At 37.8% G+C, this 25,255-nt stretch carries 31 protein-coding genes and 1 pseudogene; 9 read left to right on the top strand and 23 right to left on the bottom strand.

All coding sequences use genetic code 11. The features are described 5' to 3' along the window. A pseudogene (gene escD, locus A7090_RS22775) lies at positions 1-651 on the top strand (type III secretion system LEE inner membrane ring protein EscD); the annotation flags it as partial. A 281-nt stretch (positions 652-932) separates the two neighbouring features. On the opposite strand, the gene eae reads toward escD, so the two are convergent. The 4 genes from eae to A7090_RS22755 form a co-directional block, all read right to left on the bottom strand. Continuing rightward, positions 933-3,749 carry an intimin gene (gene eae / locus A7090_RS22770; protein ID WP_105275623.1) on the bottom strand — a complete coding sequence of 939 codons (2,817 nt, stop codon included), beginning with the start codon at positions 3,747-3,749 and terminating at the stop codon, positions 933-935. 58 nt (positions 3,750-3,807) lie between these two features. Beyond that, complete coding sequence (gene cesT / locus A7090_RS22765; protein ID WP_000098792.1) at positions 3,808-4,278, bottom strand: type III secretion system LEE chaperone CesT; 471 nt, start codon at positions 4,276-4,278, stop codon at positions 3,808-3,810. Between the two features lie 134 nt (positions 4,279-4,412). Then, complete coding sequence (tir, locus tag A7090_RS22760; protein WP_105275622.1) at positions 4,413-6,065, bottom strand: type III secretion system LEE translocated intimin receptor Tir; 1,653 nt, start codon at positions 6,063-6,065, stop codon at positions 4,413-4,415. A 326-nt stretch (positions 6,066-6,391) separates the two neighbouring features. Further along, positions 6,392-7,003 carry a T3SS effector protein Map gene (locus A7090_RS22755; RefSeq protein WP_105275621.1) on the bottom strand — a complete coding sequence of 204 codons (612 nt, stop codon included), beginning with the start codon at positions 7,001-7,003 and terminating at the stop codon, positions 6,392-6,394. A 264-nt stretch (positions 7,004-7,267) separates the two neighbouring features. Between A7090_RS22755 and A7090_RS22750 the strand changes: the two genes are divergently transcribed. Further along, the gene (locus tag A7090_RS22750) at positions 7,268-7,630 is read left to right on the top strand and encodes a Tir chaperone family protein (protein ID WP_105275620.1); all 363 of its coding nucleotides are present in this window, start codon (positions 7,268-7,270) and stop codon (positions 7,628-7,630) included. 202 nt (positions 7,631-7,832) lie between these two features. Here the strand turns inward: A7090_RS22750 and A7090_RS22745 are convergent, their stop codons facing one another. From A7090_RS22745 to cesL, 7 genes are read right to left on the bottom strand one after another with little or no spacing between them, the layout of a single operon-like run. Next, a complete protein-coding gene (locus A7090_RS22745; RefSeq protein WP_105275626.1) occupies positions 7,833-8,342 on the bottom strand; it encodes a T3SS effector protein EspH in 510 nt (169 codons plus the stop codon). A gap of 30 nt (positions 8,343-8,372) precedes the next feature. Next, positions 8,373-9,290, bottom strand: a complete 918-nt coding sequence (escQ, locus tag A7090_RS22740; protein WP_105275619.1) for a type III secretion system LEE ring protein EscQ — start codon at positions 9,288-9,290, stop codon at positions 8,373-8,375. Further along, positions 9,253-9,669, bottom strand: a complete 417-nt coding sequence (gene escP / locus A7090_RS22735) for a type III secretion system LEE needle length regulator EscP (protein WP_105275618.1) — start codon at positions 9,667-9,669, stop codon at positions 9,253-9,255. The genes escQ and escP overlap by 38 nt, the downstream gene beginning before the upstream one ends. Next, the gene (locus A7090_RS22730; RefSeq protein ID WP_001062956.1) at positions 9,662-9,982 is read right to left on the bottom strand and encodes a hypothetical protein; all 321 of its coding nucleotides are present in this window, start codon (positions 9,980-9,982) and stop codon (positions 9,662-9,664) included. The genes escP and A7090_RS22730 overlap by 8 nt, the downstream gene beginning before the upstream one ends. A gap of 59 nt (positions 9,983-10,041) precedes the next feature. Next, the gene (gene escN / locus A7090_RS22725; protein WP_096846036.1) at positions 10,042-11,382 is read right to left on the bottom strand and encodes a type III secretion system LEE ATPase EscN; all 1,341 of its coding nucleotides are present in this window, start codon (positions 11,380-11,382) and stop codon (positions 10,042-10,044) included. After that, positions 11,366-13,393, bottom strand: coding sequence for a type III secretion system LEE export apparatus protein EscV (gene escV, locus A7090_RS22720; RefSeq protein WP_001037822.1), 2,028 nt, complete (start codon positions 13,391-13,393; stop codon positions 11,366-11,368). Before escV ends, escN begins: the two co-directional genes overlap by 17 nt. Next, positions 13,390-13,743 carry a type III secretion system LEE chaperone CesL gene (gene cesL, locus A7090_RS22715; protein WP_105275617.1) on the bottom strand — a complete coding sequence of 118 codons (354 nt, stop codon included), beginning with the start codon at positions 13,741-13,743 and terminating at the stop codon, positions 13,390-13,392. The genes escV and cesL overlap by 4 nt, the downstream gene beginning before the upstream one ends. 183 nt (positions 13,744-13,926) lie before the next feature. Here cesL and A7090_RS25855 point away from each other — a divergent pair, with 183 nt between their 5' ends. The 6 genes from A7090_RS25855 to cesD all read left to right on the top strand — a co-directional run bounded on the left by A7090_RS25855 (position 13,927) and on the right by cesD (position 17,721). After that, positions 13,927-14,223: a type III secretion system protein SepZ gene (locus tag A7090_RS25855; protein ID WP_123056980.1), complete on the top strand. Its 297-nt coding sequence runs from the start codon at positions 13,927-13,929 to the stop codon at positions 14,221-14,223. An 83-nt stretch (positions 14,224-14,306) separates the two neighbouring features. Beyond that, a complete protein-coding gene (gene sctI, locus A7090_RS22705; protein WP_053880382.1) occupies positions 14,307-14,678 on the top strand; it encodes a type III secretion system inner rod subunit SctI in 372 nt (123 codons plus the stop codon). A gap of 2 nt (positions 14,679-14,680) precedes the next feature. Then, a complete protein-coding gene (gene escJ, locus A7090_RS22700) occupies positions 14,681-15,253 on the top strand; it encodes a type III secretion system LEE inner membrane ring protein EscJ (RefSeq protein ID WP_105275616.1) in 573 nt (190 codons plus the stop codon). A 5-nt stretch (positions 15,254-15,258) separates the two neighbouring features. Beyond that, complete coding sequence (locus A7090_RS22695) at positions 15,259-15,714, top strand: SepD (RefSeq protein WP_105275615.1); 456 nt, start codon at positions 15,259-15,261, stop codon at positions 15,712-15,714. Then, entirely contained in the window at positions 15,714-17,252 is a 1,539-nt protein-coding gene (gene escC, locus A7090_RS22690) for a type III secretion system LEE outer membrane ring protein EscC (RefSeq protein WP_105275614.1), read from the top strand. Before A7090_RS22695 ends, escC begins: the two co-directional genes overlap by 1 nt. A 13-nt stretch (positions 17,253-17,265) precedes the next feature. Further along, positions 17,266-17,721, top strand: coding sequence for a SycD/LcrH family type III secretion system chaperone CesD (cesD, locus tag A7090_RS22685; protein ID WP_105275613.1), 456 nt, complete (start codon positions 17,266-17,268; stop codon positions 17,719-17,721). Positions 17,722-18,104: 383 nt separating this feature from the next. Here the strand turns inward: cesD and grlA are convergent, their stop codons facing one another. Both grlA and grlR read right to left on the bottom strand, forming a co-directional pair. Then, entirely contained in the window at positions 18,105-18,518 is a 414-nt protein-coding gene (grlA, locus tag A7090_RS22680) for a type III secretion system LEE transcriptional regulator GrlA (RefSeq protein WP_105275612.1), read from the bottom strand. 74 nt (positions 18,519-18,592) lie between these two features. Beyond that, positions 18,593-18,949, bottom strand: a complete 357-nt coding sequence (gene grlR / locus A7090_RS22675) for a type III secretion system LEE GrlA-binding negative regulator GrlR (RefSeq protein ID WP_105275611.1) — start codon at positions 18,947-18,949, stop codon at positions 18,593-18,595. Between the two features lie 196 nt (positions 18,950-19,145). Here grlR and etgA point away from each other — a divergent pair, with 196 nt between their 5' ends. Further along, positions 19,146-19,604: a type III secretion system LEE muramidase EtgA gene (gene etgA / locus A7090_RS22670; RefSeq protein WP_105275624.1), complete on the top strand. Its 459-nt coding sequence runs from the start codon at positions 19,146-19,148 to the stop codon at positions 19,602-19,604. Here the strand turns inward: etgA and escU are convergent. From escU to A7090_RS26820, 10 genes are all read right to left on the bottom strand, one after another. Next, positions 19,601-20,638 carry a type III secretion system LEE export apparatus switch protein EscU gene (escU, locus tag A7090_RS22665; protein WP_105275610.1) on the bottom strand — a complete coding sequence of 346 codons (1,038 nt, stop codon included), beginning with the start codon at positions 20,636-20,638 and terminating at the stop codon, positions 19,601-19,603. The genes etgA and escU overlap by 4 nt on opposite strands. Further along, positions 20,631-21,407, bottom strand: a complete 777-nt coding sequence (gene escT, locus A7090_RS22660) for a type III secretion system LEE export apparatus protein EscT (RefSeq protein WP_105275609.1) — start codon at positions 21,405-21,407, stop codon at positions 20,631-20,633. Before escT ends, escU begins: the two co-directional genes overlap by 8 nt. Further along, positions 21,407-21,676, bottom strand: a complete 270-nt coding sequence (gene escS, locus A7090_RS22655) for a type III secretion system LEE export apparatus protein EscS (RefSeq protein ID WP_000379425.1) — start codon at positions 21,674-21,676, stop codon at positions 21,407-21,409. The genes escT and escS overlap by 1 nt, the downstream gene beginning before the upstream one ends. Then, on the bottom strand, positions 21,676-22,329 hold the full coding sequence (gene escR, locus A7090_RS22650) for a type III secretion system LEE export apparatus protein EscR (protein ID WP_001299599.1): 654 nt from the start codon (positions 22,327-22,329) through the stop codon (positions 21,676-21,678). Before escR ends, escS begins: the two co-directional genes overlap by 1 nt. Before the next feature lie 4 nt (positions 22,330-22,333). Continuing rightward, entirely contained in the window at positions 22,334-22,987 is a 654-nt protein-coding gene (gene espL, locus A7090_RS22645; RefSeq protein WP_123056979.1) for a type III secretion system LEE stator protein EspL, read from the bottom strand. Further along, the gene (locus A7090_RS22640) at positions 22,974-23,573 is read right to left on the bottom strand and encodes a type III secretion system domain-containing protein (protein ID WP_000151816.1); all 600 of its coding nucleotides are present in this window, start codon (positions 23,571-23,573) and stop codon (positions 22,974-22,976) included. Before A7090_RS22640 ends, espL begins: the two co-directional genes overlap by 14 nt. Continuing rightward, a complete protein-coding gene (gene cesAB / locus A7090_RS22635; protein WP_123056981.1) occupies positions 23,570-23,884 on the bottom strand; it encodes a type III secretion system LEE chaperone CesAB in 315 nt (104 codons plus the stop codon). The genes A7090_RS22640 and cesAB overlap by 4 nt, the downstream gene beginning before the upstream one ends. A gap of 12 nt (positions 23,885-23,896) precedes the next feature. Beyond that, the gene (escE, locus tag A7090_RS22630) at positions 23,897-24,115 is read right to left on the bottom strand and encodes a YscE family type III secretion system co-chaperone EscE (protein WP_105275606.1); all 219 of its coding nucleotides are present in this window, start codon (positions 24,113-24,115) and stop codon (positions 23,897-23,899) included. A gap of 4 nt (positions 24,116-24,119) precedes the next feature. Then, positions 24,120-24,500, bottom strand: coding sequence for a type III secretion system LEE master regulator Ler (ler, locus tag A7090_RS22625; RefSeq protein ID WP_105275605.1), 381 nt, complete (start codon positions 24,498-24,500; stop codon positions 24,120-24,122). A gap of 617 nt (positions 24,501-25,117) precedes the next feature. After that, positions 25,118-25,255, bottom strand: a 138-nt coding sequence (locus A7090_RS26820) for an IS3 family transposase (RefSeq protein WP_123056978.1), incomplete at its 5' end; no start/stop codon positions are given.

Here is a 25,255-nt window from a genome sequence, read left to right as displayed (position 1 = left end):
CCATTTTTCAATTACCTTAAAGAACAAAATATTTTTTATTACAATAATATTATTTGCAATAACCAAATCATATCCGCAATTAATGATATTTTAACAGAATACGGTTATAAAGATATCATCATTACAAAAGGTAATAAGCCTGGATTCTTTCTGTTATCGGGATACATTCCTCCTTCACCCAAATGGAGCGAAGTTGAAAATCTGTTACTGAATACGCCAGGAGTTGCTGGATGGGAAATACATAACAACAGTAACAATAAAATCAATGAACTGGCATCAGAGTTTAAGAAGAATAAATTAATAAACTATGTCAATATTTTCAAAAAGAATGATGTCATCATTGTTGCGGGGGAAGTTTCTCAACAGAACGAGAGTAAGATCCTTGCCATTATAAATGCGATGAACAAAAATAGTAACGTCAAGATACTATTTCAGAATATTCAACCGTATATTTCAGCAGATATCTTTCCTGGAAAAATACTCAGAATCAGCGGCACGATGACGAATCCAACAATCGCTCTTGATAATGGTACAAGCCTGGGGATTGGTAGCATCCTGAAAGGAGGCTATGTCATAGACGCGATTGATCCTAAAGATGGTATCAACATCTCCCGCCCAGACGAATATATACATATTCCACTGTCGTATTAATCTCCCCCTCCTCGGGGGGGATTATTTATTAACAAGGCATGTAAATATTATCATATATTTTAGCAAGATAGATCATTATGCAATGGAGTACCACTTAGGATCTTAACATTATATATTAGCACCAACAGAGCAAGCGAAGAAAACCAATGCCAAAATATCACTTATGAAGAAGATATGAATGGAAGCTATAGTAAAAAACCCACCTCTGAGGATAGGTGGGTTAAATGACAATAAAAATGCCCGATAAAAATCGTAATTTTTAGTCGGGCATTTGCTACACATTATTTCACACAGACAGCGTAAGCATTATTTTTAGATGTGTCAACAATATTTAGCAGTGGGTTTTCCTTTACCAAGTCATAAGTACTTGTAACTCCATCCTTTATATTATCAGCAGCTTGTAATGTCCATGCTGCTATAGATGTTTGAGTATAATGTTGATATTTATTTGCAGCCCCCCATTTCTTATACAGATCTTTCAGTTCTGTAATTGTGGATGGTAACGAACCATTAATATTTTTACAAATATTTTTGGCCATCTCATAATTGACTGTACGATCTGAATTAACACTCACTATTTTATTAGGCATAGTTATAGTATAGTTGGCCGTTTGCTTATCACCTGATACAACGGTAATAGTTGTGCTCCCCTTATCATTTAAGGTAACTTGACCATTGGGATCCACCGAAGCAATTCCTGGGTTTGCCGAACTCCATGTATATTTCCCATCACCTCCACTGGCTTTCAACTTAACTTGTCCATATTTCAACCATTCCGTAGGCAACTTCCCTTTAACTCCAGTTCCTACAATTTCAACATTACCGCCATCAATAGTAAGTGGTGTGAAGAATTCAACTTCAGGTGCTTTGACATCAATTTCGCCCCCGCTAACACGGGCGCTAACAAGCGATTTTCCTGGAGCCGGCGATGTTAATGTTACTTTAGCATAGCCATTCGTATCCGTTTTTTCAGTGGACTTACTTAACGTACCGAAGGTTGTCGTAAAGGTCACATCCTGGGAAGATAACGGCTTACCGTCCTTCATCACTTTAACAGTATAGGTAATCGCATCAGATCCATTTGCCTTCGCTGTTTTTTTATCAGCATTAATCTCAGTAATACTGGCCTTGGTTTGATCAATAAATATAACCGCACTGGCATTAAGTGGTGAAGTCATCTCCGCGGTTTTGGCAGACACGACTACCTGCCCTGGCTTATCTGATTTCAGCGTTACAGTCACCTTACCACTACTATTAGTATTGGCACTATTGGCACTTAAAGTTGCAGTTCCTGAAACAATATTAAATGAAACAGGGACATTAGCCTGAGTTACCCCATTCTTTTTCACCGTCGCGGTATAAGTAATAGCCTCAATGCCATCTGCTTTAGCCGAAGTCTTATCCGCCGTAAAGTCCGTTACCCCAACCTGGTCGACCACCTGACCATTCGACAGAACGGTAATAGTAAGCTGTACATTGTTAGAGCTATTGCCATTACGGTCATAGGCACGAGCCGTCACTTTATAAATATTGCTACCGCCTTGCACATAAGCCGGCAAAATAGCCTGGTAATCTTGTGCACTTTGGCTTCCGCTATGCTGAATCTGACCGCCCTGGCTACGTAATGCACTATCATCCCAGACGATACGATCCAGACCGTATTTGCTCTTAACGATCAATTGAATCTTCTGCGTACTGTGTTCAGTACCATTAATATCATGCGGAATATTCAGAGAAAGAATATCCTGCTTCTTGTACTCCAGAATAATATTGTTATTACGCTGAACCAGATCGTAACGGCTGCCTGATAATGTTCTTAACTCGTTAACATACTGTGGCTCAATTTGCTGAGACCACGGTTTATCAAACTGATAACGGAGCTGCATTGAGTAAAGGAGATCATTCTCATTACCCGTACCATGACGGTAATCGATCCCCATCGTCACCAGTGGAATCGGAGTATAGTTTACACCAACGGTCGCCGCACCAGGATTCGACTGCAGCTTATCGGAATTAAACAAAGCAACATTATCACCATAATACTGCTCATACATCAGCTTGGCGCCTAATGCCGGGTATGATGGTAGATAGCCATTAAAGCGGATATCGAAGCCATTTGCTGGGCGCTCATCATAGTCTTTCTTATTGTATGACTCATGCCAGCCGCTCATGCGGAAATAGCCGTTAACGCTACTTTTGAAATAGTCTCGCCAGTATTCGCCACCAATACCTAAACGGGTATTATCACCAGAAAAATCCTGATCAATGAAGACGTTATAGCCCAACATGTTTTCAGGAAGGAAAAAACGCTGACCCGCACCTAAATTTGCCGTAAAGCGGGAGTCAATGTAACGCGCTCCGACCTGACCAAAGGCCAGCATTTTTTCGGAATCATAGAACGGTAATAAGAAGTCCAGTGAACTACCGTCAAAGTTATTACCACTCTGCAGATTAACCTCTGCCGTTCCATAATGTTGTAACCAGGCCTGCAACTGTGACGAAGCCTGGTTACCCGCGATACCAAGAGCGGTATCTTTCGCGTAATCGCCGTTCAGAGAGCGCGACTGAAGCTGGCTACCAAGGCTCGCAGCCTGTTGTGCCGTATAATTTAGAGCCTTGTCATCAGTCATGTTGCTTTGAGTCGCGTCCGGGGACATTTTAGTCATTTTATTTGTATGACCAGCGACACCACCTGCAGCAACAACAGGTGCCGAACCTAAGACAGGTAAGGCACCATATTCAACAGACAGTTTTTTGAGTGGCAAAATGATCTGCTGGCCAGGCGCAGCCTTCAGCATTTCGCTTTCGGAACTGTATAAATGTTTATTCAGTGACCAAATTACGGATAAACTGATACCTTGTGATTTAGAAATACTGGAAACAGTTTCACCTGTTTTCAACGTATAAAAAAAGCGATCCTGAGCAACATTTTGAGTTAACAGTTTTGAATCTGAACTCAATTTAAAATAATTTTCACCGTTTGCAAATGAGTTCTGGTTAACATAAAAAAACAATCCTAAACCAGCACTAAGCATAATAAATGTTTTTTTTAGCTTATGCTTGTGCCGGGTCCGGGCATAAAAACCATGAGTAATCATGTTTGGGCTCCACCACAATGAGTTAGAATGAGTAGTAAATTATATTAATAAATAGATTTTATCTTCCGGCGTAATAATGTTTATTATCGCTTGAGCTAATTTCCTCTATCTTCATATGTTCGTTTTCTAATGTTATTCCCTGATTATGTAATACCAAATACAGGTTTTCCATTGACTTAACGACGACTTCTATTTCATTCTCAAGTTTTTCAGGGGTAGCATCATCGAGCGGGAAACGTAACGCTAACAACAGCGATTGTGCTCCTGACTCGTAACACAGGTATGGCCCGCCATTCTCTGCAAACCATAAGTTTGCATTCAAAATCTCAAGAGCGAAGTTAGGGTTATCTGTCGGGAATTTCCCACAGACGCCATAAATCATCATATATTCGTCACTGGCATCAGATAACGAAATATAATAAATTTCATCAATAGCAAAAGAACACAATCTATTTTCATTAAAGGAAATAGATCCAACACCAATTTTTTCTGCAAACCTATCTAATAAAAGTTCAGATCTTGATGACATTATAATTTCTCTTAATTGAATTTATAATTACAGAAGTTCAAGAGTTACCCATGCTGCAACGTTGTTCTCTGAAACATTAACGTTAGTAAAACGTCCCCCCCACCCCAACCTTAACTAAATACTCACAGATATATTTAAACGAAGCGTCCTGGTCCCGGCGTTGGTGCGGCATTTGCAGTATTTACTGCGCTCCCGCCACTCCCCGTTAATCCTCCCATACCTACACGCAATCCAGCGCTGTTTGTCAGAAGCGCATAAGTACTTTGGATACCTTGCCCTGGAGTTCCTATTAACCTTCCGGTAACCTGGTTATTCCCTGAGAAATTTTGAATGACGCTATAATTAGGATCTGCAGCGACCTCATCGTAAATATGCTCTTCTGCCTGACGAGTCGGTGAACTACTCCAAGGCTCGCCAACTTCAGCATATGGATTAACCACATCGCTAGAAGTATCTGACCAGTGTGTCGATGCAGCACTCCTCTGCGAATCAGCTCTACTCAGAGGTGTGTCTGCCTCTCTTGTGGCATCAGTGCCACCTTGTGCTGGGGTATTCCCTCCGGTCTGCTGCTGCACTACCGTATGTGTTGTTGTTGTCGTAGTTTGTTCTGCCGGCTGATTTCGTCTATGAAGCGCAGCCGTTACACCAGCACCAATTCCCCCACCAACAATCAATGCACTGCTGAGGCTGTAACCAATACCCGATGAAAGCTCTAATTCCTCCTGACGTCTGGCATACTGAGTATCATATCGCAGCTGCGCCTGTTCATTGCTTTCAACAGCCTGCTGTCTGGCCTGGTCAGCCGCCTCTTTAGCCTGCTGTTCTATTTGTTCAACAACGCTGTCTTTTAATACTCCTGATGGAATAGCATTTCCGTTCTCATCGATGTTAACTTTCTGGTTATCAGGGTTCTGGAATGCTTCCTTCGTTAACTGATCTCTTGTCGCACTTTCTGCAGCATTTGCGGCCTGATCAGGATCGGTGGTTGTAGGATCATCCGGTTCCGGTGTCAAAGCCAACGCCTGTGCAATACCAGTAGCCGCCAGCCCCACTAAACCAGCAGTAATTGCGCCGATAGAAACCCAGAATTTAGGGTCTGAACGAACGCTGGAAGCTGTTGATGAAGTACGGGTTTCGCTAACAACGCCATCATCCATTCCCGAAGCACTTCCAACACCAAAAGAACGCGTATCAACGTCCCTGGCTTGACTTCCCCCATGATTGTTTGGGTCTAATTTGTCCAGTATTCTCGCACGAGCTTCTGCGATATCTGATGCAGGAGTGACCATGGAATGCCCACCACCACCACGTCCCCCGGTAAAAACAAATCGGCCTTTATTCTCAGTATCGATAGCTTGCAAGCTTTGCAATTCTTGAGAATTTAATATTACGCTAACCTCTACACCATTTTTTTCTCCAATAGCGGCATAAGAACCATCTAACTGCTGTTCAATACGAAATGCAGAGGCTCCAATTTGCTTATTGAGAGTATCAAGTGGTCCCTTATCATGGAGAACTTCAAATCCTCCAAGCAAGCATGTCTCTGATGTAGCAGTAGCAAGCCTCGATGGGTGTACAGGAAGTCCTGGAATATCTCTGGAATCGACAGAATCAGCTATAGAATTTCTCAGGGGAGAAAACAATAAACGAGATCCTAATGCTCCTGTAGAGTTAATTAGTTGACCCGCTCCTCCCCGTGACGCGCCGTCTGTTTGTGAAGGTAGTGGCGGCGCAGGCGGAATTAAATTATTGCTATTTACATTATTACCAAGGTTACCAATAGGCATACATTATCCTTTTATTTAGAAATTTGACATTATCCTTTATATTACTACGACGTAACGGTATGCGGCCGATAAAACAGCTGAGCATAAACCAAATAAATCACAGTCTAATTTTTGATGCAAGCAAAATAATGCACCCAAAATGCATGTCTGTATTTCCAACTAAAAAAATCACATAATCAAAATCATTATATAATTATCGCAAAAATTAATTATAATTTTTATGTGCAAAAATTTAATTATGGATTAAAAGATAATGTTTTATTTTAAGCGCCTATAGGGACCTTTTTGCATCAAGAAAAAACAAATAACAGAGCAGTAAGTCCCCCCTACAGCCGAGTATCCTGCACATTTTCTGCAATCACCCTCTGAGCCAGGGCCTGGATATCACTGACTTTCGCGGTGTTAAAATTCCGTTCAAAGATTTCGCGTGAGACCTGTTCTATCATCTTAGTCTGAGTGTTAAAACGAGTAATGGGATCCACTCCTTTACCACACTGCTCATCAACTTTCAGGTTAAAGTATCTATTGGATTGCAAAAAGTGACCAATTGATGATTGTGCACAGTTCATATCGAGAGGCTGCTGTATCGCGCTTTCAACCGCTTTAAAAATGCGACATTTAGTCTCCTTAGTAATTACCGAATTATTACTCATGCAATAGTCATCCACAGCTTTGTTTACTGTTCTGGATAAAAAAGTAATCTGCTCCTGCTTGAACCATTGCTGGGTATCGCTACTACCCGTTTGTTTGGCTACGGCCTGTAGTAGCTGGTTAGTCAGTTTGCCATGATTAATCATAAGGTTCGACTGCATAGCTGCGAACCTCATCCCATTGGCCCCCATGCCCGCTTGCGTTGCAGCCTTGGTTACTACTGGTCTAAGAGTTTGTGTAACCGCCTGAGCTAACGTTCTACCTACCATTGCCGTTGGACTAAACATGCAATAAACCTTTATAAATTACATAAAAAATAACATTTATACCTATAAAACAAAATGAATAAATAAAGCTATAACATTATTTTATGACTTTAATTCTCCTCCAGCACTATTTATAGATGGTTGCACTACATTTATCATATGCTATCATAAGTATGCAACATTATTACTTACATGTTATATTGTTTCTCCTTGCTATTTGTGTAAGAGCTCACAAATCAATTACCTATAAACACATCAGCGTTATAAGAATGACAGGACTACAATATGAATGAACAATTTTGCAAAGATCTTGCACATACGTTTGGGATAACACTGGAAGAGCAAACTGATGCCCTCGCTTTTCACGATAACGATGGTCATGAGTGGATACTCGAGTGCGCCCCTCAATCAGAAATTTTATTTTTTTATTGTTACCTATCAAACAACGAACCAGATCAAATCAATAAAATATTAGAAATAAATAATAACCGAGAAATGCTTGGTATGTTCTTTTTATCATCAAAAGACGATAAAATCTTTTTAAATATTGCATTCCCCACCAATAAAATAGATATAACAGAATTTACTAATTTAATGGAAAACGGATATCTGGTAAAAAAAGAAATAATAAAATTATTTTCACTTTGATTTATTTGCTTTTTACTTCGAAAATTATAATATGAACTGGATGGTAGCATCCATTCAGTTCATATTTCACAAAAAACTGCAGTGCTCTATCCTTGAAACACTAACCATTTCGCCTGACATATTCTCTTCAAAAAAAATAATGAAACATCGCCCAGAACAGAAAACATTCTGGGGAGAAAATGAAAATAACATAAAACAATACTTAACCCATCACGCCTGATAAAGAGTTTAATGTAGTATTCTCTGGAGGGTTCACACCTTCTGTAGACTGTACGCGACGTAACAAAGAAGAAAGCCCTCTTTCAGTTAAAAAGCCTTCCAGTGCAGTGCGAGGAAACCAGGTTGAAGAAAGTGGCGTAATGTGTCTCTCATTTAATTTACTTTCCAGGGCCTTCGTAACGCCTCCATACAAAAAGCTAAATATCTTTGAGAAACATCCACTTTCCTGAGTTATCTTATGTACTTTGTATACATAATTATCATTCTCTTTAATGAAGCGGACAGCATACTCTTTTCCACGAAAATTGATAACTGAATAGTCATCAATGTCTGGAAAAACCCGGTGGTGACGCTGCTGCATGCGTGCTTTAAGTTGCAGTTCATCTACTGTATCATCATTCGATATATTAAGAGTTCGGGTCAACTTACTCCATGACGCATGATTGCTTGTCAAAGAAGTCGTGAATGTTATACCTGATAATGATGACGACATCATACACCTCCCTATATAACGCACTCCTGATTAATCACATACTACGCTAATCGTAAAATAAAAATCCTCGTTGATTTTTATAATACTTCCGTATGCTATTGTGGTATTATTCCGTACTAACTGGCACCCACCAAAAAGATGATATCCCGTTGAATCGATAATGTCATCTTTTTGGACATTACGCAACATATGTATATCAACATTTATTGTGCCAATCGCACAATAAATGCGATTCATTACAGTCTCGCTGCTGATAGTACATAACGGATCTGCGGCCTGAACATCCGTAATAGATAAGTTATTATCGCTCAACTTTACGGTTGCCAAAGGGTTATTAATAACAAGCCAACACCTTCTCTCTTGACTATCATCAACATGATAGAGTCTCAGACTATCACCAACTCTCAACTCTGTAACCGGATAATCAGTCCACCCAGGTACGATATAGCCATCAAAAAAAAGCGTATTAGAATGTGGAACAAATTGCCAATTATCATTAATCAGATATTGTAAACTTTGTACCGTTGTTTCGAGTATAATTACATTAAGTCTGTTTTCTCCATTATTATTTTCTATTACCGGATAAACATCTTTATTTAGCATCGTAAATTGAACATCATCAACTGACACATCACCTTCCGGTAAGGCAGTCTGCATTACCCATAAGATCATGAGTTTTATCGTATCTTCCGGTATCAGCCGGCTTTCGCTATACGGGAATAACTCCTGGCACCACTGAATGAACTGTTCTTCTGATATCCAAAAACGCCCCTCATAGCCCGAGTATGTCAACGTGAAACGAATACCATGACCGCTGACTTCACGAAAATATGCATGGCAAGCATGACCTTCGGACGTAATATAGAGGCGACCGGTTCCGATGACTGGCAACAACGGCAAATAAAAATCGTTAATTTTCATATTCAATTGTGAACTCAATGGCTTCATCAGGAAAGATTTCTTTTAACTTATCGAAAACATAGTCTTTTTTATGATATAAAAAAACATGATTTCTATTATTGGGGCTTACTGTAATAGAAAGATAAATGATTCCGTTACTACATTTAATTGTTAAAACAATTCCTCGTAATCTTCCACAAAGAATACTAAACGAGTGCTCCCCTTCTTCAAAGTAGCGTCGTCGTCGGCCCGAGGAGTAAAACAATCTCTTCCATAAAGAAGCCATTCGTATGAACAACGTATCAGGCGATCTTTTTTTTATATGATTAAAAATATCATTAAAACTTTCTTCTCCTTGCGGCCAATCATCTGATGGCCGAAAAGAAACAGGCTCTATCAAATTTCTTTTTAGAGAAACTCTAGTCAAAGTAATGTTCCTTTATGGCAAAAGATAATTTTTCTACTGATTTATTAACATGTTGCAGATTCTCTTTTGTTCGTTTTTGTGAATCTAGCAATGAACGCTTTTCCTTCGAAAGGGAGGATTTTTTCTCATACAATCGCTGCTTTTGCTCATCAAATGCATTGTTTTTAATCTGATATTTATACAACGACACTTTATCCAAATTCACCAGCGATGCACAATACGCCTGCTTAGAGGCAATCGACTCTTTAATGGATTGCTCGCAGTCATCGAGTTTACCATCCACCTCTTTTATCTGAGAGTTAATCTTAGCCATTGATTCTCTCAATCGGTTCGCTCTGCTTTTACGAATAGATAAAATTCTGTCCAACATACTCAGGCAACCACTTTGAATAGGTTTTCAATCGTTTTTTCGTAACTACTGATATCTTTGGTGCTTTGCTGTATAAAGCTCTGAATTAATTTCCTATTTTTTATTGCCTTATCCGCTTCAGGATCTTGCCCCATCGTGTACTCACCAATACGAATAAGCAGCTCAACATTTTTATAAGTTGCAATAAGCTTTTTGCATTCTGCCGCCGCACGCAAATGCTCCGATGTAACAACGTTATGCATAACACGACTGGCACTTAAACCAATATCAATTGCAGGGAAATGGTTTTCCTCTGCAAGTTCTCGGGTAAGTACGATATGCCCATCAAGAATAGAGCGGACTTCATCGCCAATAGGATCATTAACATTATCGCTTTCTAACAACACCGTATAAATCGCGGTTATTGAACCTTTTGGCGCAGGCCCCGCTCGCTCTAATAATTTAGGTAACGAGGAAAAAACACTCGGAGGGAATCCCCCCCTTACATCAGGTTCTCCCGATGCAAGCCCAACATCACGCGCGGCTCGGGCATAACGAGTTACAGAATCCATCATTAATAATACATTTTTACCCTGATCGCGGAAGTACTCTGCAATAGTCGTCGCCGTAAATGCGGCTTTCATCCTTTCCAGCGCGGGACGGTCTGACGTTGTGACGACCAGCACACATTTAGAAAGCGTGGATTGAGGTAAAAGCGCGAGGAATTCATTTACTTCGCGACCACGTTCGCCGATAAGAGCAAGGACAATAATATCTGCGGATGCGCCATTACAAATCATCCCCAAAAGCGTACTTTTACCAACGCCTGACCCGGCAAAAATACCGATACGCTGCCCAATACCGCAAGTTAGTAACCCATCAATTGCCCTGACGCCAAGTATAAATGGCTGATCAATAACCTGCCTTAATAAAGGATCTGGTGGTTCAGCATACAAGCTGCGTTCAAACGGAAGATAGGGGGCAGCAATATTACTCTCCATTGGTCTGCCAATGCCATCAACAAGCCGCCCAAGTAGTGCGTCTCCAACACGAATCTTGAACTCATCCCCCTGATAACTTAACCACTGACCACAGTACATGCCGGAAACATGCTCAAAAGGCAACAGGAAAACCTCATCTTCATCAATAGCGATCACCTCGGCTAAACGTTGACTGGGTTCTATCTTGTAAAAGGCGCCAATACGCGCTTTTGGTAAACGCGCCTTAATAATCGTCCCGCCGATATTGGTAATTTTACCTTCATATCTGGTAGACGAATTTAATGATAATGCCGGCACAGTGCTATTGAGCACTTTCTGAATACGTGGGTATCTTTCCAATACAGAATCATGCTCTGAAATCATTTACCGTTCCTAATACTTTAAGTTCGATATTATTCCCAACCTCCTGAAAAGAGAGCACGGGTACTGACGGGAACGAACCTTCAATCATTTTCTTCACATAGCGCCTGATATCTAAAGCGGTCAGAATGACGCCGTTCCCCGTTGGATTCATGATATTTTTTAAGAAGCCAATTATCTGCTCACTTCGCTCCGGTGAGATATTCAGATACGAGCCTGATGACGTTTGTCTGATCGACTCTCGTAGCTCATTTTCAATATCAGAGCCAATAAGCCAAACATTCAGAAGTGTACCGCGAACGCTATAGCGACCTAAAATATGCCGACGCAGGGCGATACGAACGTATTCGCACAAGATAACCACATCTTTTTCTTTTGTTGACCAAAAAATAAGCGTTTCAAAGATAGTTCTCAGATCCCTAATTGAGATATTTTCCTCTACGAGACGTTGGAGAATGTCAACAATTTTGCTCAAACCAAGCTGGCGCTGCAGCTCTTTCACAAGCTCGTTATATTTTCTCTCCATGATGTCCATCAAATAACGCGTTTCTTGTACGCCGATGAACTCTTTGGCATTAGACAATACAAGTTTCTTTAGCAAAAACGTTATCTTATCATTTGTTGTTGCATAAACATCCATACCTGAAAGGTGAGCTAGTTGTTGGTTAGCCTCATTCGTTTTATATACGATAGAGTTAGTCGAAAGCTTTTCCTGGACAAATTCGAATGAGATCTCTGCATGCCCAGCCTCAAAATAGACAGTATCATCTATAAGAGTATCTTTGTATATTGACTCTTGATAGAGCAAAAATTCTATTGCGCTATCATTATTTTTAACCGGATTGACAATAATCTTAGGCAATGGAATTCCACTTTCCTCAAAGAAATTCCACCGCATGACCTCAATTTGCTGTGCAATGTCTGAACTATAAATATTATTACTTAAGTTTAAAATCAACGGCTCGGCGCCTGGTGAGATGTTTTGGCTATTAGACAAATCAGCTCCCATAGCATCCTTATTATTGCCAGTTCCAAATGTTCTTTTCTTCTGTAATTTCCAGGCTATCCCCAACAGGCAAACCGCCAGAAATAAGAAGACCAATGTAGGAAAGCCCGGAATAATCGCCATTACGAGCATTAGTGCGGCACTGATTAAAAAAGGGCGACTATTAACAGAAACCTGTTGAACAATATCACCTGCAAGGTTTTCTTCTTTTTCGCTTTCACCGGGCACACGAGTAACAACCACGCCCGCGGTGACAGAGATAATAAGCGCAGGGATCTGGGCAACCAAAGCATCACCAACAGACAATACAGAAAACAGGCTAAGTGCCTCACTAAATGGCATGTCAAATTGCCACATACCAATGAGCACGCCACCAAACAGGTTAACTAAAACAATAATGATACCGGCAATAGCGTCCCCTTTTACAAACTTCATCGCCCCGTCCATTGAACCATAAAACTGGCTTTCCTTTTGCACTCGGGAACGAAGAACTTTTGCCTCAAGCGGGTCAATAACGCCTGCGCGCATATCACCATCAATACTCATTTGTTTTCCTGGCATACCATCAAGGGAAAAACGAGCACTCACTTCAGCAACACGCTCAGCCCCTTTTGTAATAACCATAAATTGTACGATGGTGATAATAGTAAAAATAACCAGACCAACAACAATATTGCCGCCAACAACAAAGTTACCGAAGGAGTAAATAATGTCACCCGCATCGTGATGCAGCAGAATAAGTCTGGTTGTACTAACACTGAGCGACAGGCGCATCAATGTCGTAATCAACAGAATTGTGGGAAAAGAGGTTAGCTCAAGAGGATTTTTTATATAGATTGAGAGCATTAATAAAAGTAACGCTGTCGAGATATTAATCGCGATAATGATATCCACCACAACTGTTGGCAATGGAATAATCATCATCATTACAGCCATAAAGAAGAAGAGAGCCAGAATAAGATCGTGATATGACTCTGCTTTTTTAAATATATTTAAGAGTTTATTCATGATGTCATCCTGCGAACTCGCTCAATAATTTGCACATGCTGTTGAAAAGTATTCATTAGAAAAAACACATCGATATTGGTTAGCAAACAACTTAAGCACAACTTATTATCGTAGACAAAAATATGTTCAATCACTCCCTGCGTTCGCTCAGGGGCAAGGGCACTGAAAAAAGAAAAAAACGCATTTTCGTTATACTCTAAGACAAACGTAATAAATACATTACCATCAATTATTTCAATAAAAAAAGAAAATCCATTAAAATCAATTTCAACGCGATTATCAAACAAATAAAAACCATTCCCTAATAACCTTAAAAACTCTTCTACGTTTCTTTTAACTAAAAGATTCATATGCAGGCTCTCAAGTAAGTATATGTGTGAATATTATTGCTTGAAAAAGCGTATGGGATAATATATACAGTATATGTACTTTATGTACATTGCAACTATTTAAATAGGATAATAGTTGCCCATGGGATGATTTGGGTACTTATAACCAAACAAATGTCTAAATTAGACAATGGAGAAAAGTTAATGGATGCAGCAAATTTAAGTCCTTCTGGCAGAGTATTACCACTGGCAGTCACAGTTAATGGGAATAATCCAGCGGATGAAAAAACAGGAGTGATGCAGGCAGAAGGTGGAGGAGGTCGTACCGTTAAAATTTTAGGTGCAGCCGCAATTGCTGCGATAACTCTGACAGCGGTAGGTACAGGTATTGCGGCGGCATGTATGACAGATAGCAAAGAATTCTTAGGCTTAGGAATCGCAACCGGTGTATTAGGTGCCACGGCTGCTGTTGGTAGTGGATTAGTGATGAGATATGCCTAATCATCGCATCGAATAAATAAAATAGAGAGGTTATGGACGCATAATGCCATGACCTCTCTCGCGAAAAGAGACTAACCGTAGATATGAGTAATATTAATCAATCTGAAAATATTCATTTTAATAAGGTATCCCAAACAAATTTCGTTGATGAGCATACCCCGTTGGCACCAACTCCCTCTGCGGCTGGAGCAGCTCAGTTTCTTGATCAATTACTTCCTAAAACAGCCGGAGTATCTTCCCCAGAACAAGTTTTAATTGAAGAAATTAAAAAGAGACATCTTGCAACAATGAACACCGATCTCAGTTTCGATGCACTATCTGCAGGTGGGCTCTCGCCAGAAGATGTACTCACATTACAAAAGAATGTGCTCAACGCAAACGTCAATGTTGATGTCGTATCCAAATTAGCAAGTCTTCTTTCAACATCGGTTACAAAATTGGTTTCAATGCAATAAAAATGAAAAAATACATTAAAAACACTTTTTTATTTGTTTTTATTTGTTTAACAGCTGCATGTAAAGAGCAACTGTATACAGGTTTAACGGAAAAAGAAGCCAATCAGATGCAAGCATTGTTGTTATCCAATGATGTCAATGTATCTAAAGAAATGGACAAAAGTGGAAATGTCACGATAAGTGTGGAAAAAGAGGATTTTGTCCGTGCAATAACCATTTTAAATAACAATGGCTTCCCGAAAAAGAAATTTGCAGATATTGAAGTTATTTTTCCACCCAGTCAGTTAGTGGCATCGCCATCACAAGAAAATGCAAAAATAAACTATCTCAAAGAACAAGATATCGAAAGGTTGTTAAGTAAAATCCCTGGTGTCATCGATTGCAGCGTCTCATTGAATGTTAACAATAACGAGAATCAACCATCCTCGGCTGCGGTTTTAGTCATTAGCTCGCCAGAGGTTAACTTAGCACCATCCGTCATTCAGATAAAAAACTTAGTTAAGAATAGCGTAGACGATCTCAAACTAGAAAATATTAGTGTCGTTATCAAGTCATCCTCAGGACAGGACGGGTAATATGTATGAACAATAATAATGGCAGAGTTAAGAATGATAGTGACTGGCTAACGGCTCTTGATTTTGTAAAAGATGTCAAAGGTTCACCAAACCATCTTACTTTTCATATCTATCAAAAAAATGCCTTCTTACACGACTTTGGAAATTACTGGGTTCTGTATATCGAGCTTAATGGCGATTTTCGCCAAGTACCAACAGATACATTCATTAGACTCTGTAATATTCTGGCCGTTAGTAAAGAATATAAACAAATGGGCATTTTTCAATCTAATAAAAAATGGCATCTTTGCCAACTGTTTAATAAAGATAATAATCATCGCACAAACATGTCAAAAGCAATAATGCAACACACTCTCGCCTCTTTGCTTGACAAGCAATTTGATAAACTAGAGCAAGCATCTACATCAGATACAACGATGCCCCCAACACATTTGTTTTCTGATATAGGACGAATTGTGTAATGAAAAAAATAAGTTTTTTTATTTTTACTGCACTATTTTGCTGCAGTGCACAGGCTGCCCCGTCCTCTCTGGAAAAAAGATTAGGCAAGAACGAGTATTTTATTATTACTAAAAGCTCACCAGTACGCGCAATCCTTAATGACTTTGCCGCTAACTACAGCATTCCTGTTTTCATCAGTAGTTCCGTGAATGATGATTTCTCTGGCGAGATAAAAAATGAAAAACCAATAAACGTACTGGAAAAACTGTCCAGGCTCTATCATCTCACATGGTATTATGATGAGAACATTTTGTATATTTATAAAACAAATGAAATATCAAGAAGCATAATTACACCAACATATCTGGATATTGACTCACTGCAAAAGTATCTGCGGGACACAATCTCTGTAAATAAAAACTCCTGTAACGTGAGAAAAATCACAACATTTAACTCGATTGAAGTTCGTGGTGTTCCTGAGTGCATAAAATACATTACATCTTTATCAGAAAGTCTTGATAAAGAAGCACAGTCTAAAGCCAAAAACAAAGATGTTGTTAGAGTATTTAAATTAAACTATGCATCAGCGACAGATATAACCTATAAATACCGCGACCAAAATGTTGTTGTGCCTGGCGTCGTCTCCATCCTGAAGACGATGGCAAGCAATGGCTCACTTCCCAGCACAGGCAAAGGCGCTGTAGAAAGAAGCGGCAACCTGTTTGATAACAGTGTAAAGATTTCCGCAGATCCACGTCTTAATGCAGTTGTTGTAAAAGATCGTGAAATAACGATGGACATATATCATCAATTAATTTCTGAGCTTGATATTGAGCAAAGACAAATTGAGATTTCTGTTTCAATTATTGATGTTGATGCAAATGATCTTCAGCAACTGGGCGTAAATTGGTCCGGTACATTAGATGCGGGGCAAGGTTCTATTGCCTTTAACAGCTCAACGGCACAGGCTAATATCAGTTCTTCTGTGATAAGTAACGCCAATAATTTCATGATCAGAGTGAATGCGTTACAGCAAAACTCGAAAGCAAAAATACTGTCTCAGCCATCAATTATAACCTTAAATAATATGCAGGCGATTCTTGATAAAAATGTAACATTTTATACAAAAGTCTCCGGAGAAAAGGTGGCATCTCTGGAAAGTATTACCAGCGGGACATTGCTGAGAGTGACACCACGTATACTTGATGACAACGCGAATAGTCTTACCGGAAAACGTCGGGAACGCGTTCGTTTGTTACTCGATATTCAGGATGGTAATCAATCGACTAACCAAAGCAATCCTCAGGATGCCAGCAGCATCTTACCTGAAGTACAAAATTCAGAAATGACAACAGAAGCGACATTAAGCGCTGGAGAAAGTCTGTTGCTTGGTGGATTTATCCAGGATAAAGAGAGCTCAGGTAAAGAAGGTATACCGTTGCTAAGTGATATTCCTGTTATTGGTAACTTATTCTCCAGTACGATAAAACAAAAACACAGCGTTGTTCGACTCTTTTTAATTAAAGCGACCCCAATAAAATCAGCATCTAGCGAATAATAAATGAGGCTTTATGAGCAGGAAATTTAGCTCTCTACAGGATATCTATGATTTCTATCAGAACGGTGGAACATTAGCATCATTAACAAATTTGACACAGCAAGATCTCAATGATCTTCATTCTTATGCCTATACAGCATATCAATCTGGTGATGTTATAACCGCAAGAAATTTATTTCATCTGCTAACATATCTGGAGCACTGGAATTATGACTACACCCTATCTCTGGGGTTGTGTCATCAGCGTTTATCAAATCATGAAGATGCGCAACTGTGTTTCGCACGCTGTGCGACTTTAGTTATGCAAGATCCCAGAGCATCTTATTATTCTGGGATTAGCTACTTACTCGTCGGAGATCGGAAAATGGCCAAGAAAGCCTTTAAGGCTTGCTTAATGTGGTGTAATGAACAAGAAAAATACGCTACATATAAAGAGAATATTAAAAAATTGTTAGATAACAAAGATTAAAAACTACCGTCTACTATACCAATCCCCAGTCTATCTGGGGATTTTCTATCGGAAAGAATAAAGCTGCTTTGTTGAAGTGCTCCCAAAGTTGAGCTCCGACCCAGGCAGATTTATCTACAGGCGTGGGGTTACTCCATTAACCAGGATTTTATGCCCTGAACTATCTTCTGCTGTATTTAATACCATTTCCGTTTATGAAACAATCAGTATATATCTTAACTTAGCATCAGAAATCTGATCGTTTCAATCATCTATAGCCCAGAGTGTATTTGTTAGGAAATGATTTTCAGACTTTGACAGAGAAAAAGGCTTATCCTGGAAAACAAAGCCCTTGAATAGAGCTTTATTTTTATTTCTATAATAATATACTCAAAAAACTACGTCTAACTCTCCTTTTTCCGCCTCATGATCATTTCGTTCCAGATATTAGACTGTCCCACAATACCATTACCAACTCGGTAGGTTTTTCTTTTTGGTCCGGTTGATACAGGACTTTCTATCGGAACTGCCTCAAGGTTAACATCAGAAATGAAAATCTCAAGGCGCTTATAATGCAAGTTACCATAACTAACATATCTAACACGAAACGAAATTTTTTCTTTTCTTCTCGATATATAAGTTATAATGAATGATGCTCTCCTCAGGTTTATACCGAATGCTTCGGCAATATCATTGCGAGAAATCCATTTCTCCTGCAATTTACACCAAAGAGAAACTAAGATATACAGAGGCTCACCATCGTAATTCTTTACTGAGTCAGGAATTACATAGTCGCCATTTTTATTGTTAGATTCCATTTTCCATGTTCTTTTTATTTGATAAATAAATCGGCATAAAAACATTTATAAATAAAAATTATTTTAGCTAAAGCTTATGACACTTCTGTATTTTTAATAATTAATGGTTCTATAAATCTGGCATAAACATCAACAAACAATTTTTCATTTCCTCTTACATGACAATGTAATGTAACATTACTATCATTACTCAGTACTTTTTTAGGGATAACTAATTGATAATCTTGTTCAATGTTTAGCACCGAGGGAATTTCATGATTATAGCGATGGACATGAAGTATGATATCATCCTCTTCAGACAGGACCCCCTGATACACAGAAGCAATATCTCCACCAGTGATCAAATTTCCATTTTTAATCAGTAAACCTTCCCCACAGGAGTCTTCATTGCTAATAAAGATAATGCTATAGATGCCATCCTTCATAATCATAACTCACTCAGTTTCATACTAACCTCACTCCTTTCAATTTGTTCTATCCATAAGCGATATCAAGAATAACGGAGACGTTTCTTTTTCTCCAGATTGCAATCTAATATATCATTAAATATACTCATATTTCAACCTATTGTTTTCCGTGGTTGGCATATTTAATGTCTAATGAATAATATTGAATAACAACATGAAAATGAAAAAAATTATATTGAGTATCATTCTCATTTCAAATTTTTGTTATGCTTCTGATTGTTTTGAAACGACTGGAAAAGCATACAATATAGATCCATTAATATTAAAAGCAATTGCATGGAATGAATCCAGAAACAAAAGCGGAATAAAAAGCAAACCAAACAAAAACGGAACGTATGATATAGGCATAATGCAAATTAATTCATCTCATTTAGATTTATTACGTAAATTTAATATATCTGAAGATGATTTACTGAATGATGCCTGTATAAACATATCTGTCGCTGGTTATATCTTAGCCTCTAACATTAAATCCAGAGGGAATACATGGGATGCAGTTGGTGCGTATAATGCAGGCTACTTTAACACACCAAATGCAGTAGAACTCAGAAGGCAATACGCAATGAAAATATATAAAACATATAATAAACTAAAGAATAATGAGCAAGCTATCGATTAATAATCAAGATCTATCGCAATACGAATCAATTGTGCCACAGGCTCAAAAAAGTCTTCTGTTATGTATTGTCCTTTATGTATATTCTTATAAAGACTTCTTGCCAAAGGAATATCTTCAATCACAGGAATATCATAGAGTTCAGCCAGTTTAATGATCTGTAGAGCTTTGGCATCTTTTCCTGTTTCAATAACTAAAGGTAATGGAGTCTCCCCAAGTTTATAGTATAGGCAAATTGCAATGTGAGTCGGGTTTTTGACGATAACGGTTGATTTTTTGATGTTATTAGCCAGACTTCCACTTTGTATCTCGGAATGAAGGCGACGGCGCTCCCCTTTAATTTCAGGGTTACCATCAGTATCCTTGGCTTCTCGTTTCACCTCATCTTTACTCATTTTCATTTTCTTCAGTCCCTCATGCTTCTGGAACCAGAAATCAAATACTGAAAAGAGTAGATATCCGAATAGCACGCCTTTCCATAAAAGAAAAACAAAAAAGGCAACAACGACAAGAGTTTGATATGCGTTCAGTCCTGTGAAATTAGCAAACTCATTTGCATATGAATGCCCCATAAAATAAAAAATGAGAACAATTATCACTAACTTAAATACTGATTTAAGTAGCTCAAAAATACTCTTTACAGAAAAAATATTTTTCAGGTTATTTTTTACACTAATCTTCTGAGCTGATGGTTTTATTTTTTCAACCGCAAAGATGAATCCTATTTGTGATACACCAGTCGAAACAGTTCCAACAAAGATAATCAAAGAAATTGGCAAAATATATAATAAAAATATATTTAATACCGCACCTAATATTTCACGAATGGCATACAAAAACGGTCTATTTAGCGAGTCTATTGTCGTATTAACTAACCCAACAATATCAACAAAAAAACTCATACCATATAAAGAAAAAAATGAAAATAAGATTAATGACTGCACTGCAGCCATTACCTCTTCACTTTTTGTTACATCGCCCTTCTTTTTTAGATCCCTTAGTTTTTTGGGTGTAGGCTTTTCTGTTTTTTCACTCATTAATCATGCTCGGTAACGATCTATCAATTATGTCAGAATGAATATTTGCCGTAATAAAGTCAGGAAAAACATGAATAATTAATATCAATATAAAGATTGCTATCAAACTTTTTACTGGCAGTGATAATGTGAATACGTTTAGCTGAGGCGCTGTTTTGTTAAGAAATCCAAACCCCATATCACATAAGAATATACCGATAATCATGGGAACTGAAAATGATAACATCAGTTTAATAAATGAATCCCATAGAGAAAACAAAAAATCTATTAAAGCACGATTGAATGCAATATCGGCTTGTAATGGTAATATCTCGTAGGATAAATATAGCTTATCCAGAATGCTTTGTATCCCACCATGAATGACAAAGATCACAGTGATAAATTGGTACAAAATAACGCCAGTGATAGAAGATGAATCACTTATGGACGGGTTAAAAATTGAAGATATTGTTGAACCTCTTAGAGTATCAATAATCTGCCCAGCCGCATCTATTGCCCAAAAAAGAATAGTAAATGATAACCCAATGAAAAAACCTATACTTATTTCTTTTAGCACTATTCCTGTCAACTGAAAGATTCCAGATGGCAATTTTTCCGAAAATGTATAGTTTTCAACAATGATCGGAAGCGTAAACGCAATCATAATTGAGTTGCGAATGAAGTTACTGAGTAAAACACCTGTTGAAAATATTGGCAGGATAATAAACATCCCCAGCGGCCTGAGTATACAAAAAAATGATGATACTATGACCGTCATTATTTCATTCATTAGCCGTTCACCTTCGGAATCATTTCAAATATTATCGACGAGAAGTTGATGATTGTTGTTCCCATCCAGTGATAAGTCAGGGCAAGCGTAGCAAACACTGCTATTATTTTTAGCAAAAAAGGCAATGTTTGATCCTGTAACTGCGTTATAGCCTGGACCAGACTAATAATAATGCCGATAACAGAGGCCGCTATGACTGTAGGCAATGAGAGGATAAATATTATCCAGAACGTTTGCACACATAATTGAACAAAATATCCAGTATCCATCAATTCACCACCAACAGAAATTCGAATAATTTTTGCCAGCCTCCAACAAGAATGAATAACAAGATCTTAAATGGAATCGAAATTGTTACTGGCGATACCATCATCATACCCAAGGCCAATAAGATATTGGAAATGATCAAATCTATCGCAATAAAGGGTAAATAGAGCAAAAAACCAATCTTGAATGCGGCTTCAAGCTGCCCCATCGTGAAAGCCGGTAACAGTATAAATAGAGAGTCTTTTTTTAAGATAGTTTCATTACCCAATTTTTTTTGAGCTGCACGTTCAAAAAACTCCACATTGTCTTTCTCTGTATTTTTTTCTAAAAAACCGCGATATGGTGATAATATTTTTTCATCAACTTTTTGAAAAAAATCAGAGTCGGTATAATTGATTGGTTCCTGAGAAATATTATCATTTATCTGTAATATTATCGGCGACATAATAAACATTGTCAGTATCAAAGACACTGATGTTAGCGCCATATTTGGTGGTACTTGTTGAATACCTAATGCGTTCTTCAATATCCCCAGTACAATAGAAATTTTCAGGAATGAAGTGCCAATAACAACAAATATTGGCAGTAATGATAAAAGAAAAAATACAATAATTAAAAATATTGGCTGTGAGCCAATGGTCATTAATTGAGACATATCATCATTCCTGAATAATACTAAGATAATTCTCTTTAAATGAATTCAATAAAATATTTATTTGCTCTAATGGGTCTAAAGTTATTCTCATATATTCATTTTCTATTATTATTTTATTGTGTGGTATGTTTGCATCATTAATAAGCTGTATATTGTTAGCCTCGCCAGAATCAAGTTTAATGTCTGGGTTTTTAGTGATTTTAATAGCTCCGACAATATTGTTATTAGAAAGAGTTTCCCTTACAACTTCATTAAGTAAATCATCCCAATTAATTCTTGATGATGTATCTAAAGAATGTAATGCGTTAGTCAGTGACAAATGAACCTTATTCATTATGTCCTGCATTAAGACCAACTCGATTGCCTGGATATCTTTAACCCATTTTATCGATTTGTTAACTTCTTTATCTAATTTTATTTTATTGTTTTTCCGAATCCTTTCTCTCATTGCTATCATTTTTCTGGCAATTTTTTTTCTGGATTCTGCCTTTAATTCTTTTGATTTCCTCCTCGCCCTCAGTAAATGTTCATATGTTTTTTTTCGAGCCAGTTTGACTATATCATCAGATTGAATAATTTCCTGTAACTTATCTTCTGGTATGATATCTTCCGTAAGCACTAAATCAATTTTTATACTTTTAAATTCATAAAGTTTCATAAGGCAATAAAATTTTATTAAGTCTGTTAAGAAATAAATCATTAATATGGGTTGGTTTTATTTCTCCACTTTTCGGCAAAAGATATTTGACTATGGTCCATAAGGGATTATCAGCAAATAGCCACTCCAAATTTCCTGCACCGTATTTTATTAACTCAGCACAAAACCGTTCTTCACCATATTCTGGTTTACATTGCCCTCCCTGCCAATAGAATGATAACTGCTTCACATTTTGATATCCTATCTCTCTAATCAGAGTTTCTCGATATAATCGTGAAAAAATATAATCAGGGCATTGAATGTCAAATAATGCACTACTTAGAGCAAGCAATCTTATTTTCCCAATTGACTGATATAAAAAACCTTCCTTATTTATATCAGATAATTCCACTCCAGAAATTTTATCTTGTATTTCCTGACGCAATATTTTATTGAGTTGATTACGAGTAGAACTCGTTTCTCTTAAACGCCGAAAACTAACCTGATTGACACCAGTTAAATCACCTAGCCATTCATCATGAACCATCATGATGGGATAATTAATTAATTTATAATAGTTATAGTCTATTTTATTAAAAATTGTCATACTATTTTTCTATTATTTCTATTCCGTTGATTCATTGTTGATTGGCTTTTAGATCTTGCTGGACTCAGTGTCTCTATTAGTTTTTCAATCTTACTTAGGGCAGAATCATATAATTTTCGCTCTTCACCGTATGTGTACCCCTCAATGAGTTTGTTTAATTTTTCTGCTGCCTGAGGATCTGTTTTTGCTTTTTCACTTAACTCATTAACGTTTTCTTTTACGACATCAAACTCGGCGATTATTTTTTTTATCGCCTCAATTTCTGATCTTATTTTTTTATCTAACAGTTCTTTATTTTTTGTTTGGCTCACAATACTCATCCTCTATTTATTATTAATCCTGATTCGCATTATCTCTATGACCCTAATTGCCGCATCACACGCAATGAGCAGTTCCTTTGCTTCATTGTAGGTAACTTTATCCAAAGGGTGTTTCATTTTTTCATGGATTTCGTTCTTTTTGTCGTTTATTTTTTCAATAAAAACATCTGCGGCTTCTTTATTTTTTATTATTTCGTCTTCCAGCTCAGTTATTGTTATCATTGAATTATTTCATATTAAATGTTTTCAGTGGTATTATTTCTTCTTCGGTGTCCTTCACAAGAAAATCTTCTTTCTTCATTCCATTCAACAATGCTTCTTTAAGCCAGCGTGGCTGTCGGCCTACACCCGACCAGGTCTGCCCTTCTTCATTGCGGTAGTAAACACCTTTCGATGAGTTCCGGCGAGCAAGTCCATCATCAGGCACATTAGTATATCCCAGCTCCTGTAGGGTTATATTGTAATAAGTAATCTGCTTCTGAATCGACTCAATTACACTTTGAACTTCCTGCTCTCGCAGTCGCTTTGCTTCCTGCTGTAGCACTGCAATTTGCTCTATAAGCTGAATGTATGGACTTGTTGTATGTGAATTAGTTTCCATATTCATAATAAACTCCGTATGCTTTAATATTTTAAGCTATTAGCGACCTTATCCTTATCAGGAAGGACCAACAATTAATCAAATGATATAAATTATGTGAGATAACGTTTATCTATCAAATTAGGACACATCTATTTCATCAAAAACCACCTTAAAATGTTATTATTCTCTGTTTTCTAATGTGTAAAATACATTATCATTAAATGTCAACAAAAAAATCATGTATTCTTAAAAATTATTTAAAATCAATGGAGTAGAAGAAAATCATCTCGTTAACAAACGACATTAATAATTGCATTTCCATTCAGTTAAATGCGTTGCTTTTTAAGATTAATCCTATTGCATAAACAAAAAACAGAATAAATAGTACGCTGAAACGTTTCAATACACTCTACATAATTCGAGTCGCAGCACATGCAACTTGAAGTATGACGAGTATATATAGCTATTAGCTATCTCCCGGACATAAGCTACAGATATATCTCCCCCCCTTTTCCCAGCACTGTCCTGGAACGGGTGCAGTATAAAAAGGAACAAGGGACAAATAGCAGAACAAGTAACCGCGTTAGTCCCTTCCCGCATAACCGTACCATTGGTCTTACCCACGTAATGTGGACACAGCCCTAAGCGAGGTTCTGGTTTTCAAACTGTTCCGGACTGAGACCGCCACAGGTACTGTGACGACGCCAGCGATTGTAATTGTCAGCGCCAATGATATAAGACAGTAATTCACCATTTGGATTGTCCGCTCCACCCAACAT

Origin of the sequence: Escherichia sp. MOD1-EC7003 (assembly GCF_002965065.1) — a bacterium.
GTDB lineage: Bacteria > Pseudomonadota > Gammaproteobacteria > Enterobacterales > Enterobacteriaceae > Escherichia.
This window is presented reverse-complemented; position numbering and strand designations above follow the sequence as displayed.

Coding starts and splice junctions, on each gene's coding strand:
- eae (WP_105275623.1), bottom strand. CDS start 3,749: ATGATTACTCATGGTTTTTATGCCCGGACCCGGCACAAGCATAAGCTA.
- cesT (WP_000098792.1), bottom strand. CDS start 4,278: ATGTCATCAAGATCTGAACTTTTATTAGATAGGTTTGCAGAAAAAATT.
- tir (WP_105275622.1), bottom strand. CDS start 6,065: ATGCCTATTGGTAACCTTGGTAATAATGTAAATAGCAATAATTTAATT.
- A7090_RS22755 (WP_105275621.1), bottom strand. CDS start 7,003: ATGTTTAGTCCAACGGCAATGGTAGGTAGAACGTTAGCTCAGGCGGTT.
- A7090_RS22750 (WP_105275620.1), top strand. CDS start 7,268: ATGAATGAACAATTTTGCAAAGATCTTGCACATACGTTTGGGATAACA.
- A7090_RS22745 (WP_105275626.1), bottom strand. CDS start 8,342: ATGTCGTCATCATTATCAGGTATAACATTCACGACTTCTTTGACAAGC.
- escQ (WP_105275619.1), bottom strand. CDS start 9,290: ATGAAGCCATTGAGTTCACAATTGAATATGAAAATTAACGATTTTTAT.
- A7090_RS22730 (WP_001062956.1), bottom strand. CDS start 9,982: ATGGCTAAGATTAACTCTCAGATAAAAGAGGTGGATGGTAAACTCGAT.
- escN (WP_096846036.1), bottom strand. CDS start 11,382: ATGATTTCAGAGCATGATTCTGTATTGGAAAGATACCCACGTATTCAG.
- escV (WP_001037822.1), bottom strand. CDS start 13,393: ATGAATAAACTCTTAAATATATTTAAAAAAGCAGAGTCATATCACGAT.
- cesL (WP_105275617.1), bottom strand. CDS start 13,743: ATGAATCTTTTAGTTAAAAGAAACGTAGAAGAGTTTTTAAGGTTATTA.
- A7090_RS25855 (WP_123056980.1), top strand. CDS start 13,927: ATGGATGCAGCAAATTTAAGTCCTTCTGGCAGAGTATTACCACTGGCA.
- sctI (WP_053880382.1), top strand. CDS start 14,307: ATGAGTAATATTAATCAATCTGAAAATATTCATTTTAATAAGGTATCC.
- escJ (WP_105275616.1), top strand. CDS start 14,681: ATGAAAAAATACATTAAAAACACTTTTTTATTTGTTTTTATTTGTTTA.
- A7090_RS22695 (WP_105275615.1), top strand. CDS start 15,259: ATGAACAATAATAATGGCAGAGTTAAGAATGATAGTGACTGGCTAACG.
- escC (WP_105275614.1), top strand. CDS start 15,714: ATGAAAAAAATAAGTTTTTTTATTTTTACTGCACTATTTTGCTGCAGT.
- cesD (WP_105275613.1), top strand. CDS start 17,266: ATGAGCAGGAAATTTAGCTCTCTACAGGATATCTATGATTTCTATCAG.
- grlA (WP_105275612.1), bottom strand. CDS start 18,518: ATGGAATCTAACAATAAAAATGGCGACTATGTAATTCCTGACTCAGTA.
- grlR (WP_105275611.1), bottom strand. CDS start 18,949: ATGATTATGAAGGATGGCATCTATAGCATTATCTTTATTAGCAATGAA.
- etgA (WP_105275624.1), top strand. CDS start 19,146: ATGAAAAAAATTATATTGAGTATCATTCTCATTTCAAATTTTTGTTAT.
- escU (WP_105275610.1), bottom strand. CDS start 20,638: ATGAGTGAAAAAACAGAAAAGCCTACACCCAAAAAACTAAGGGATCTA.
- escT (WP_105275609.1), bottom strand. CDS start 21,407: ATGAATGAAATAATGACGGTCATAGTATCATCATTTTTTTGTATACTC.
- escS (WP_000379425.1), bottom strand. CDS start 21,676: ATGGATACTGGATATTTTGTTCAATTATGTGTGCAAACGTTCTGGATA.
- escR (WP_001299599.1), bottom strand. CDS start 22,329: ATGTCTCAATTAATGACCATTGGCTCACAGCCAATATTTTTAATTATT.
- espL (WP_123056979.1), bottom strand. CDS start 22,987: ATGAAACTTTATGAATTTAAAAGTATAAAAATTGATTTAGTGCTTACG.
- A7090_RS22640 (WP_000151816.1), bottom strand. CDS start 23,573: ATGACAATTTTTAATAAAATAGACTATAACTATTATAAATTAATTAAT.
- escE (WP_105275606.1), bottom strand. CDS start 24,115: ATGATAACAATAACTGAGCTGGAAGACGAAATAATAAAAAATAAAGAA.
- ler (WP_105275605.1), bottom strand. CDS start 24,500: ATGAATATGGAAACTAATTCACATACAACAAGTCCATACATTCAGCTT.